The sequence below is a fragment of the Mucilaginibacter sp. GW822-FHT03E02 genome (assembly GCF_058801545.1).
The window spans coordinates 1,305,469-1,318,414 of record NZ_JBXANJ010000002.1 but is presented as its reverse complement, the minus strand read 5'-3'; the positions used below and the strand labels follow the sequence as shown (position 1 = coordinate 1,318,414).

Below are 12,946 nucleotides of genomic sequence, written 5' to 3'. Positions count from 1 at the left end.
TATGAAAAAGAAATCATATCTAAGCTTGTTTTTTTTGCCGCTTTTATTCGTGATAGTGGCCTTATTACCAGCTTGTAAAAAGAATACCGACGGCAGCGGTGCTCCTCCGGTTATCGCAGCTATTAAAAGTTATGTAGCCTCACCTAATGATACGGTTTTGCATAGCGCTGTGGCAAATGGCCAATGGGTGGTAATAACCGGGCAGAATTTGAAAAATGCAACTCAAATTTATTTTGACGGAGTTCCTGCCTCTTTTAACATTGCTTTATTAGCCCCAGGCAGTGCTGTTGTGAAAATTCCTGTCATACAGTTTTCAACAATTGATACTGCCAAACTATATACAGTAAAGTATGTTACAACGGCAGGTTCAGCAACGTTCTCTTTCAAATTAGGCCCGGCAGCACCTGAGTTTACGGCTATATCTAATGTATTTGCCGCCCCGGGAGATTCTGTTCACATTTATGGTGCAAATTTAGTACTGATTCAACGCTTTGTGTATGGAGGAACTCCAATTACATCGTTTAAATCAAGCCTCGACGGGACTTCCCTTGACTTTATTATGCCGGCAACAACGCCTACCGATCAGTTATTAATAGTCGGCAAGGCTGGTACTATTAATTTAAAAATAGTTGCAACGCCAACCATTACCGGCATTTCAAACGAAAATGCCAGCCAGGGCGATTCGGTATTTGTTTATGGCACATATCTTAAAAACATCCAGTCACTATCGTTTGCAGGTACTCCAATTACTTCCTTTAAAGAAACAAGTGATGGAAGTTCTGTTCGTTTTGTTTTGCCTGCGCTAAGCAAAAGCGGACCGGTATCTGTAACTACAAAGTTTGGTACCACTGCTACCGTGTACAATGTAAACGATGTTGCAACCGGTAGAATATCAGATTGGGAATGGGGCGGAAACTTTAACTGGCAATGGTGGGGCGGTTCCTATTATACAAGTGGCAGTTCTGATTTTCCTGGCAATTCCAGCCAATACATGGTGCTGAAAACTGGTGTTTTGGCTAAGGACGAAGGAAATACGTATTCCAGTTATGCAATACGCATGAATGGAGCACAGTGGGTACCAGCAGCCAATATTAATGAACCGGTTGGCAATTGGGCATTTAAATTTGAAGTAAATGTTTCAAAACCCTGGAATGGTGGTACAATTGATATCATGAGTGGGATAGATAGCAGCCCTATAGCCAGGTGGGAGCCATGGCAAAAAGACGCTGCTACCACAGCACCTTATTCAACAAAAGGCTGGATAACCGTAACTATTCCTCTTTCATCGTTCCGTAAACCAGATGGTACGCTTGGCGAGGGCAAAGGGGAATCTATATCTAAACTTGCCGATTTGATAACCACATCAGGAAATACATCGTGCTTTGTGTACATACACAACTATAGCGCTTCGGCTACAGCCACAGGTTTTTACGGTGCTTTTGACAATTTTAGAGTTGTTAAAATTAAATAAACAGCCTAAGCCCCACGGTAGCACATTGCTGTGGGACCTTAGCTAATTAAAAGATGATTTTTTTAATAAAAAACGGATATGAAGATAATGAAAATAGAGACGGCGTGTAAGATACTGGGAGTGTTTTTTGCAATTTTGGTTGTGGTTTCCTGTAAAAAATCGGCAACAGCGCCCGCACAGCTAACGCTGTCCAATTTAACAGATGCTATACCGGATGGTGGCGGAACTGTAGACTTAAAATTTACCACCAACGCCGCCTGGAGTGTTGATACTGCCGGTTTAGGATGGCTCCATTTAGACAAAACATCGGGCAATGGCGGCGATGTGACCATTAAATTTACGGCAGCAGCAAATTCATCGGGCGTTACCCGGTCGACGGTGTTAAATTTAACTTCGGTTAATGGTCAAAGCAGGCGAATTACCCTAATGCAGGATGCCATAATTTATCCAACGTACAATGTATCGCCAAAGGCGCCCGATGCCACGGGTATGGGCAGCACCGCTTCGCAGCTGGCCGCAAAGATGACAATGGGATGGAATATTTATAACACTTTGGATGCGCCCGGGTGGGAAACCGGATGGGGAAACCCTAAAGTTACCCAGCAGCTGATTGATCTGGTAAAATCAACCGGTATGAATGCTATAAGGATTCCTTGCACCTGGAGTAACCACATAATAAATAACCAAACTCAGGAAATAGACCCACTCTGGCTCGCCCGCGTAAAAGAGGTTGTTCAATATTGCATTAACGACAATATGTATGCGATACTTAATACCCACCACGAGGGTTATATCGACTGCACAGTTACAGGTGCTAAACAGGATACTGTTAATGCCAGGCATAAGGCAATTTGGCAGCAGATAGCCACAGCGATGCGGGATTTTGACGAGCATTTGATATTTGCCAGTGCCAATGAACCCAATGCGAATGATATACCGACAACCGTTACCTTAATGCGTTATCATCAATCATTTATTGATGCAGTGCGTGGTACCGGTGGTAAAAACGCTTATCGTGCTATAGTTATTCAGTCGCCTTCTACGTCACTTGATTTGCTCGCTTCTTATCTTGATCCGGCCAATGAGTATAAAACACCAAGACTACCTACCGACCCTACCGCTAATAAAATGATGGTAGAGTTTCACTTTTATAGCCCGCCGCAATTTTGCATATTAGGTGGCTACGGTAGTACCACACCTATGGACGCAAGCTGGGGAAAAGAATTATATTTCTGGGGAAAAGACTTTCATACAACAAACCCACTCTTCCTGGATCGCAACTGCGTAGCCTCAACAGAAGAAACTTATATGGATAACGCATTTAAAAGCGTTAAAACAAAATTTGTCGATAAGGGTATCCCGGTAGTTATGGGCGAATTTGACATACAATATCACGCTCAGCGATTAACCGGATACCCGGCTGATTCGATATTGGCATTAAGATCGGGCTGGCATTACTATGCTTACCTCACAAAGCAAGCCAAAGCACATGGTGTGCAGCCGTTTTTATGGGCCAGCGGTATATTTCAGCGGCCAAATACCGGTGTGCCCGCATATATAGGAGACAGGCAGGCATTAGATTCGTTAAAAAAAGGCGCAGGGTTTTAAGCAAACCAACAAGTAATATAAAACCTTTCGTTAAAGTTCACCTATCGTGGGTGATAAAAAAGGTCATCTGGACAGTATTCTGTTCAGATGAATCTTTTAGGTAAAGATCAGGAGTAAATGAAAATAAAGTATTCTTTTAAAATATTAATATCTATAATAACGCTCGCGTTTTTTTCTTCATTCAAAAGCGCGAATATTTACAATAGGAAAGCGAGTTTCCCGCGGCCAGCTCTCTATCCTTCTTATAACACCTCACCAAAAGCTCCCGACTCAACTGGGATGAAAAATAATGCTGTTCAGCTTGCAGCTGAAATCAGGTTAGGGTGGAACATCGGTAATACCTTTGAAGCTCCGGGTGGCGAAACAGGTTGGGGTAGCCCTGTCATTACGGAAGGCTATATAAAATTCGTAAAACAGCAGGGGTTTAATGCTATCCGCCTGCCATGCGCCTGGAATTTGACGCATTTAGCTGATAAAGACAAAGCGCGTATAGATATAAATTGGCTTAACAGGGTTAAAGAAGTAATAGGATATTGTGTGAAAAACGATATGTATGTTTTACTCAACATACATTGGGACGAGGGATGGCTCGAAAACAATTGTACCGCCCTTAAGAAAGAGTCTGTTAATGCCAAGCAAAAAGCGCTTTGGGAGCAAATTGCAACAACCATGCGCGATTTTGATGAACACCTGATGTTTGCCAGCGCCAACGAGCCAAACGCAGACAACGCGGAAAAGATGGCTGCGCTTGCCAGCTATCATCAAACTTTTGTCAATGCAGTCCGATCCACCGGCGGCAGGAACAGTTACCGGGTGCTGGTAGTTCAGGGCCCTTCAACAGATATCGACAAAACTAATGAACTGATGACCGGTCTTCCCCAGGACCAGGTGCCGGCGAGGATGATGGTTGAGGTTCATTTTTACTCTCCATATCAACTTTGCCTGATGGACGGCAACGCAAGCTGGGGCAAAATGTTCTATTATTGGGGAACAGGACACCATTCTACGATAGAACCCGAACACAATGCCACCTGGGGCGAAGAAGGTGATGTAAACGCCACCTTCCGCAAAATGAAGGCAAAATTCGCCGACAAAGGAATTCCTGTGCTATTGGGCGAGTACGGTGCCTACAGGCGTAACAACAGCAATCACGTTCCTTTAGATCTGGCAACACATAACGATGCAGTTGATTATTGGCTAACTTATATTACAAAACAAGCGAAAGCCAACGGGATGCTGCCATTTTTCTGGGATACGGGTGGCGCTTTGGACAGGCAAAATTATTCGGTAAAAGATCAACGTACAATTGTGGCACTTAATGCGGGAGCTAACTAAAATATTACACAGAAAAGGTGCAAATTACATTCGAATAATTGCAGAGTCAATGTCACCTGCATCTATAACAAATGACATTATTGATAATGCTGAATGAAATTTATGGTGAAACAACTTAAAACAGCTTCTATAGAAAAGCCCGGGACCTTTTTGATGAGAAAATTAATAACTACAATTATATTAGGGATCTTAATCCCTTCGGCAGTGTTAAAGGCACAGGAAGCCGGCCGGTTTTTCCCGGAAAAAGATTTGGTAACAACGGGTATCTATTACTACCCCGAACATTGGAATGAAGCCCAATGGGAAAGGGATATAAAAAAGATATCAGACATGGGTTTTGAGTTTGTTCACCTGGCCGAATTTGCCTGGTTCAAAATGGAGCCCGAAGAAGGCCGGTTTGACTTTACCTGGCTTGACAGGGTGGTGGGGCTTTGCACAAAATATCATCTCAAGGTGTTGCCATGCACACCTTCTGCAACCACGCCAACCTGGATGCGGATAAACTACCCGGCGACTTTTGTTATGGATGGCCATTATATCCGTGCGGAAAATGGTACGCGGGGCCTGGAATCAATGGTCAATCCGAAATTCCGTGGCTTTGTACAAAGGATAGTAGCAGAGATGGCTAAACGATACGGGCAGAACAAAAATGTGATCGGGTGGCAAATAGATAATGAACCAGGTGCTGTGTCTGATTATAGCCCTTCATCGCAGGATGCATTCAGAACGTGGCTGAAAAAGAAATACAAAACCATTGATGCATTAAATACCGCCTGGGGTGCCGCCTTCTGGAGCCAGTGGTTTAATAGTTTTGATCAGGTAATCATCCCGAATACGAACCTGGTAGGCTGGTGGGGCAATAATCCCCATGCATTACTGGATTTTAAAAGATATTCGGCAGATGCCCAGGCTGAGTTCCTTGATTTTCAGGCAGGCGTTTTACGCAGCTACGTTTCAAAGACGCAATTTGTTACCACCAACTATACTGCCGTTTGCACCGGTTCCGACCCTAACCGTACCGCTAAACTGGATTTTGCAACATACACGGCATATCCAAACGGTGGTACTGATAATCTTGGCGAATCGGGATTCCGTTTAGGCAACAGCGATGTTGTTCTTTTTGCTTCAGAATATTATAAATCTGTGGGCGGTGTGTCGGGTGTCTTGGAAATTCAGCCGGGGCCTGTTAATTGGGGAAGCTACAATCCGCTGTTGTTACCGGGTACCGTTCGGCTATGGCTGTATCACAGTTTTGCAGCTGGAGGTAAAGTCGCCTGTTCGTACCGCTTTCGTCAAATCCTATATGGCGCAGAACAGTATCATGCTGGTGTGATACAAACGGATGGCGTAACGCCTTCGCAGGGCGGTAAAGACTATATGCAGTTCATGAAAGAAATAACAGAACTGAGGAAGCAATTTACGCCAGGCGCGAAGATGCCGGCAAAGCTGACTGCACGGTCGACAGCACTTCTTTGGAATGTGGAAAATTACTGGAGCATTGACAGGCAAAAGCAGACAGGACAATGGAATACCTGGGATTACCCGGTAAAATTCCTTAAAACGGCAAGATCATTAGGTGCACCTGTTGATGTAATTCAGGAAACGGCAGATTTGTCGAAGTATAAGTGTGTAATCGTTCCCGCTTATGAAATGATTGATTCTGTATTGGTAAAAAAATGGAATGACTATGTAGCCAAAGGCGGCCACCTGGTTATTACCTGCCGTACAGGTACCAAAGATCGCAGAGGGCATTTTTGGGAAGGGGAGACCGCCTTGCCAATTTCAAACCTGATTGGTGCCCATATAAGCCAAACCGATATGCTGTCATCATATGGTAAAGGCGATATATTAATGAATTCGAATCATTATCCATGGCATAGTTGGGCGGATTTGCTTGTGCCGAATGATACTGCGGGGGTGCTGGCCACCTATAATAACCAGTTCTATAAAGGAAAAGCTGCTGTGGTAAAACACCGGATTGGCAAAGGCGATGTAACCTATATCGGTGTAGATACCGATGATGCTAAATTAGAAAAGGATTTGTTGAGGCAGATTTATAAAGATGCCGGTGCTACAACGGAGGATTATCCTCCCGGTGTATTTGTTTATTGGCGCGATGGCTTTTATACAGCATTAAATTACTCATCAGAAAATTACACGGTAAACCTGCCGGAAAAAGCAAAAGTTTTAATTGGGGAAAAAACACTAAAACCATCGGGCGTGCTCGTGTGGACAGAATAATTTTAATAAGAATTAACAAAACAGATGAAAAAAATAATTTGGGTATTGGTGGTTTCGCAATTGGCTTTTTTGGCAAATGTAAAAGGCCAAAGGGCGATTAACGTAGATTTAAACAAGACATCGGGTAAGCTTAATGCCATGTTTAACACCTGCGTAGGTGCAGGCCGGGCAAATGAAGGGCTGCGTGCCGACTGGCAGCAACAACTGGAATACGTAAGAAAACAATGTGGTTTCCGGTATATCCGCATGCATGGGTTACTTACTGATGATATGGCCGTATATACCGAAGACTCAAAAGGGAAACCTCAGTATAATTACATGTATGTAGATGCGCTGTTTGATTTTCTGCATAAAATTGGGATGAAGCCTTTTGTAGAACTGGGTTTTATGCCTAACGCCCTGGCAAGCGGAAGCCAAACAATTTTTTGGTGGCGCGGCAATGTTACCCCTCCAAAAGATTATAACAAATGGCAGGCGCTGATAACCAATCTTGTCCAGCATTTTACAGAACGGTATGGTACCGAAGAAGTAAAATCCTGGTATTTTGAAGTATGGAATGAGCCTAATTTATCTCCCGGATTCTGGACAGGTACGCAAGCCGATTATTTCAAATTGTACGATTATTCTGTAAAAGCGGTTAAAAGCGTAAACCCCGAATATAAAGTAGGTGGCCCAGGCACTGCAGGCGCGGCCTGGGTTCCCGAAATGATAAGCCATTGCAGCAAGAATAATATTCCAATCGATTTTGTAAGTACCCATTCTTATGGGGTAAACCAAGGCTTCCTGGATGAGTATGGTAATTCGGGCACGGTATTAAGTAAAGATTCGCTGGCCGTGAGCGGTGACGTGCTGAATTCCCGTAAACAAATTTCTCAATCAGCGAAACCCGGCCTGGAACTGCACTATACAGAATGGAGCGCATCCTACACACCGGCAGATCCCGTGCATGATAGTTATCATGAAGCCGCCTATATCCTGGAAAAATTAAAACAGGTTGGCAATGCGGCCAACTCCATGTCGTACTGGGTTTTTACCGATGTGTTTGAAGAACCAGGCCCACGGTTTACACCTTTTCATGGAGGTTTTGGCCTGCTCAACATTCAAGGCGTAAACAAGCCCGCTTTTTATTCCTATAAGTTTATGAATAAACTTGGAGGAACGGAGTTAGCCAATACCGATAAACGCTCATGGGTTTGCAAAAATGATAAAGGGGATATACAGGCATTATTGTGGGATTATACTTATACTTTACCGGATTCTGTCAATAACCAGTCTTACTATATCAAGGATTTGCCCGCCAAATCAAAAGGCAAGGTGAAAATAAATCTGTCGCATGTACCTGCCGGGAAATATACTATGGAAATTTATAAAGTAGGTTATAGGATGAACGATGCCTATACACGCTATGTGGATATGGGCAGGCCCGGACAATTAAACAGGCAACAGGTTGAAAAGTTAAAAGAAGAAAATGGCTCTCCTGTAACAAAACATGAAATTGTAATACAACCCAATGCCGGGTACTCCCGCGAATTTGATATCCGGGAAAATGATGTAATCCTGATAAACCTGATTAAACGCTAACCTATGAATACATTGATATTGAGAATAAAAAAAATGGTAAAAAGATGCGGTAGCGTGCTTTCTTTTATGCTGCTGACAGCGGGAATGGCAAATGCACAGCAAAACCTGAATAATAGCAAGCAGGAAGAAAAAATCCGTTCGCTCATCAGCCAAATGACGTTGCAGGAAAAAGTCAGTCTTTTGCATGCTAATTCCAAGTTTTATGTATCCGGGATAAAGAGGTTAGGCGTCCCCGAACTGGCACTGAGTGATGGGCCGCATGGCGTACGCGCCGAAATTAACAGGAACGACTGGGCTTATTCGGGCTGGACTACTGATTCAGCGACCTGCTTTCCGCCGGGAACAGCGCTTGCTGCAACCTGGAATCCTAAACTGGCCTCAAAACAGGGTCTGGTATTAGGAGAAGAAGCCCGTTCCCGAAAAAAAGATGTGCTGCTTGGGCCTGGTATCAACATTATCCGTTCGCCACTTGGTGGCCGTAACTTCGAATATATGAGTGAAGACCCTTATCTTATTTCGAGGATGGCCGTTGCTTACATCAAAGCCCTGCAGTCCAAAGATGTTGCGGTGAGTGTAAAACACTGGGTAGCCAACAACCAGGAAACACATCGCGATTCTGTTGATGTGCAAGTAAGCGAAAGGGCTTTTCGTGAGATTTATTTGCCGGGCTTTAAAGCGGCTGTAACAGAGGGCGGGGCTTACACCGTTATGGCTGCTTACAATAAATTCCGCGGCGACTGGTGTTCGGAAAACGAATATCTCAACAGACAGATCCTTCGGAAAGAATTTGGATTTAAAGGCGTTTTGATGACCGATTGGGCTGCGGCGCATACTACGGTAAAGGCCGCGTTAAGCGGGCTCGACCTGGAAATGGGTACCGATATAAAAGATTACAACGAATGGTATTTTGCCAATCCGTTAATAAAAGCGGTAGAAGAAGGAAAAGTACCCGTATCGGTAGTTGATGAAAAAGTAGCGAATGTGCTGCGTGTAATGTTCAAAACAAAGATGTATGATGAAGGTAACCGCGAAAAGGGAAAAATGAATACGCCCGAGCATCAAAAGGCAGCCTATAATTCTGCTGCCGAAGCTGCGGTGTTACTTCAGAACAAGGGCGGTATTCTCCCTATCAATTTTAATAAAATACAATCGATTGCGATTATTGGTGATAATGCTACCCGGAAACATTGCGGGGCGGGGCTTAGCTCCGAAATAAAAGCGCTATATGAAATAACGCCGTTACAGGCAATCAAGCAAAAATTCGGCGCCAACGTAAAAATAAATTTTGCGCAGGGCTACGAGAAGCAATCTACATTCAAAGAAGGCAGCAACGGGGGCCAGGGAAATTCGAACAAGGTTGATTGGAAACTGATTCAGGAAGCTGTAAAAGTTGCCCGGGAATCAGACGTAGTTATCATTTTCGGAGGGTTAAACCATGATTTTGATACAGAATCTTTTGACAAGCAAAATATGGACCTGCCTTATGGACAGGAAGTTTTGATGCAGGAAGTGGCAAAAGCAAACCCTAACACAGTTGTGGTAATGATTGCCGGTTCGCCTGTAAAATTAGCAGGCATTGTTAACCGTGTACCTGCTATTTTATGGTCGTGGTATGGCGGCATGGAGGCGGGCAATGCGGTGGCAGATATATTAAGCGGCAAGGTGAATCCATCAGGCAAATTACCTTTTACATTACCTGTTACGCTTGATCAGTCGCCGGCCCATGCTTTGGGCAATTTTCCGGGAAAAGATTTGAAAGTGAATTACGAGGAGGATATTTTGGTAGGATATCGCTGGTTTGATACTAAGAAAATCCAGCCCCAGTTCCCTTTTGGATATGGGCTTTCTTATACCGGTTTTGTACTCAGCAACTTTTCGACAGATAAGAGCTTTTATGAAAAGAATGATATCATCCATGCAAAATTGGTGGTGAAAAATACAGGCAACCGTTATGGTGCCGAGGTTGTGCAATTGTATGTAAGCGACCCTGTTAGTTCGGTTTTGCGTCCTGAAAAGGAGTTAAAAGCTTTCGAAAAAGTTTTTCTGCAGCCAGGCGAAACAAAAACAGTTGAACTGGATATAAAGGTTGGTGATTTGGCTTTTTATGACGAGATAAAAAAAACATGGAAAGTTGAAGCCGGCGAATTTGTTCTTCAATTGGGTAATTCATCACGCAATATTTTAAAGACAGTAAAAATATCCGTTAAATAACATCATACTGGATACTGTCATACTCGGAAACAAATTCCAATTAATAAACAAATGTCGGTTTTGTATAAAAGAAAGTCCCTTTAAATGAAACATTTGGGACATGCTTTAAGCTAAATTTGATTTGCCAATTATCAATTCCTTGTAATGAATTAAGTGGAGAACCAATTATTGACAGCTATGCTCCTTCCTGTCTGCGGTTAGGTAATTCATTACGTAATATTTCAAAAACAGTAAAAATATCAGTTAAATAAATGAAGATACAAATCAAACAGCTTTTGATAATTTCAACGCTGTTGCTTGCTACCTTGTCGGTTAAAGCTCAGGAATTATACGTGGGCACCAATTATCATCCACATGATGATAAAGACCAGGAAAAAATAAAAAAAGACATCGAATTGATGAAGGCCGCCGGATTCAAGTCGGTTAGGATGGGGCATCTGGCCTGGGACAGTTATGAACCTTCTGAAGGTAAGTTTGATTTTAAATGGTTTGATTTTGTGATGGACATGATGAATAAAGCAGGGATTAAAGTGATTCTTGATATCGCTATTCGTCCGGCGCCTGTTTGGTTGCACCATAAGTACCCCTCCATTGATGTTACCAGTCCGGGGGGCAATGCGCAATACCCCAACCATCGCTACATGGATGATGTAGGCGATCCGATGTATCAAAAATACGCCGTACGCTATGCGGATACACTTACAAAACATTATGCCAAACATCCGGCTCTGTTAGCTTTTGGTGTTGATAACGAACCTGGTGATGGACCCATTTCCTACTCAGAAACGGTAAGAAAAAGGTTTGTTGTTTGGTTAACCAAAAAGTATGCTACCATTGATAATTTTAACAAAGCCTGGGCTACGCAACGTTGGTCAAGAAGGATTAACGAATTTGATGAAGTTGGGCTACCTGTAGCAGGCGAAAAAAATGGCGCCCCGGAGAAAATATTAGATTTCAGGCGTTTTATTTCAGACGAAGTTAACCAGATCTTATTCAAGGTACTCGACAAAGTTAATACCAATGCCCCTGGTGTACTTACCAACACCAACGCATGGTACTTTAGTTGGATGAGATATTTTGACTATTCTGAAATTGCGTATTCAGGGAAAATGGCCCGCGAGGGTTGCGGCTTCTATCCCGGAAACTCATTAACCACCAATTGGGGTGTCATGAACGCCAACTTTGTAATTTCCCGTAACCAGTTTGAAAGTACAAACCCCTTCTGGTGCAGTGAGTTTACAACAATGACGGCGGTTCCCAATTCTATCAGAAAATCGGCCTACGCTACGCTGATGTACGGCAATCAGATGGTTTGCGGATGGACCTGGCAAAGTATGTGGTCGGGCGAAGAACAATATCTGGAAGGAATGCTTGACTGGGACGGAATTCCTAACCGTAAATATGAAGAATACAAAAAGATAGCGACGGAGTTTAAAAAGATCGAAAAATACTTTCCCTACAAGCTCAACCCGGAAGTTGGTTTAGCATTCTCCTTTCCAAGTCAGATAGCCAGCAGTTCGTTTCCCGAGGTGCAGGACCAACAGTTACAGAGCTGCTGGAATTTGTTCCATTACCGCAATATGGATTCCCGCATTTTGGAGATCAGCAAGAGCTCATTAAAGTATAAATTACTTTTTGTGCCGGGTGTAACTGTAATGGATGAAATAACTGCCAATAAAATCAGGGATTTTGTAAAAGATGGCGGGACAGTTGTGATGACAAGTAATTCTGCCGTGGTTGACGAAACGGGGAGAGTATTTGCATCCACCCATCCGGGCCGTTTAAGCGATGTGTTTGGAATACGGGTAGCCGGTTATGAAGAAACAGAGCAGATGAACGAAATATCCCGCACGTCGTTGAGAGGCAAAAAAATTGAACTAAATTACAATGGGAAAACTATTGGCGCTGAATCAACCCGATTTGACGTTGTGGAATCTAAAGGCGCCGAAATACTTGGAAGTATAACCAGCTTAGATAAAGATTACCCGATTATTACTGCTAACAAGTACGGTAAAGGCAGGGCAATTTATGTCGGCCTGCCTGCAAGTGGCGAGGTATTGGGCCCATTGCTTGACAACCTGGTAGATGAACTGGGTATTAAAAAAGGACCACAGGTACCAGTAGGCGTTATGGCCAGGCAAATTGATAAAAACCATTTTTTATACCTGAACGTGTCGGGCGAACCTAAAATAATACCAATGAATAGAAAATCGCAGAGTATTCTTTTTGATAAAAGTTATACCGGCAATTTTACTATTGCACCGTACGAACCTGAGTTTATAGAGATAAAATAGCTTTAGTTTCTGGTATACTGAATAAACAAAAATGATAATTGAATACATTCTGCAATCGATTGAGTGTTGTAAAATGTTCGGGTAAAAGGCATGACGGGGCAACGTCAACATACGGGGTAATTTTTAAACAGCATTAAATGCGAAAAATAAGGAACTTAATAATAACAGCGGTTTTATTTGCTGCGTTTTTATGGCCGGCCGGTAG

At 43.1% G+C, this 12,946-nt stretch carries 7 protein-coding genes; all 7 read left to right on the top strand.

The window, feature by feature from the left end:
• The first annotated feature begins 1 nt into the window (after position 1).
• Positions 2–1,471, top strand: a complete 1,470-nt coding sequence (locus tag AC1RM2_RS32055; protein WP_492989200.1) for a glycan-binding surface protein — start codon at positions 2–4, stop codon at positions 1,469–1,471.
• A gap of 78 nt (positions 1,472–1,549) precedes the next feature.
• Positions 1,550–3,079 (top strand): cellulase family glycosylhydrolase, encoded by a 1,530-nt coding sequence (locus AC1RM2_RS32050; RefSeq protein ID WP_492989199.1) that lies wholly within the window; start codon positions 1,550–1,552, stop codon positions 3,077–3,079.
• 279 nt (positions 3,080–3,358) lie between these two features.
• The gene (locus AC1RM2_RS32045; protein ID WP_492989198.1) at positions 3,359–4,414 is read left to right on the top strand and encodes a glycoside hydrolase family 5 protein; all 1,056 of its coding nucleotides are present in this window, start codon (positions 3,359–3,361) and stop codon (positions 4,412–4,414) included.
• 153 nt (positions 4,415–4,567) lie between these two features.
• On the top strand, positions 4,568–6,655 hold the full coding sequence (locus tag AC1RM2_RS32040; RefSeq protein ID WP_492989197.1) for a beta-galactosidase: 2,088 nt from the start codon (positions 4,568–4,570) through the stop codon (positions 6,653–6,655).
• A gap of 24 nt (positions 6,656–6,679) precedes the next feature.
• Positions 6,680–8,236, top strand: a complete 1,557-nt coding sequence (locus AC1RM2_RS32035) for a GH39 family glycosyl hydrolase (protein ID WP_492989196.1) — start codon at positions 6,680–6,682, stop codon at positions 8,234–8,236.
• Positions 8,237–8,239: 3 nt separating this feature from the next.
• Positions 8,240–10,447 (top strand): glycoside hydrolase family 3 C-terminal domain-containing protein, encoded by a 2,208-nt coding sequence (locus AC1RM2_RS32030; RefSeq protein ID WP_492989195.1) that lies wholly within the window; start codon positions 8,240–8,242, stop codon positions 10,445–10,447.
• 251 nt (positions 10,448–10,698) lie between these two features.
• On the top strand, positions 10,699–12,741 hold the full coding sequence (locus AC1RM2_RS32025) for a beta-galactosidase (RefSeq protein WP_492989194.1): 2,043 nt from the start codon (positions 10,699–10,701) through the stop codon (positions 12,739–12,741).
• The last annotated feature ends 205 nt before the right edge of the window (positions 12,742–12,946 follow it).

Excerpts from the sequence above, each read along its gene's own strand:
- AC1RM2_RS32055 (WP_492989200.1), top strand. The coding sequence starts at position 2 with ATGAAAAAGAAATCATATCTAAGCTTGTTTTTTTTGCCGCTTTTATTC.
- AC1RM2_RS32050 (WP_492989199.1), top strand. The coding sequence starts at position 1,550 with ATGAAGATAATGAAAATAGAGACGGCGTGTAAGATACTGGGAGTGTTT.
- AC1RM2_RS32045 (WP_492989198.1), top strand. The coding sequence starts at position 3,359 with ATGAAAAATAATGCTGTTCAGCTTGCAGCTGAAATCAGGTTAGGGTGG.
- AC1RM2_RS32040 (WP_492989197.1), top strand. The coding sequence starts at position 4,568 with ATGAGAAAATTAATAACTACAATTATATTAGGGATCTTAATCCCTTCG.
- AC1RM2_RS32035 (WP_492989196.1), top strand. The coding sequence starts at position 6,680 with ATGAAAAAAATAATTTGGGTATTGGTGGTTTCGCAATTGGCTTTTTTG.
- AC1RM2_RS32030 (WP_492989195.1), top strand. The coding sequence starts at position 8,240 with ATGAATACATTGATATTGAGAATAAAAAAAATGGTAAAAAGATGCGGT.
- AC1RM2_RS32025 (WP_492989194.1), top strand. The coding sequence starts at position 10,699 with ATGAAGATACAAATCAAACAGCTTTTGATAATTTCAACGCTGTTGCTT.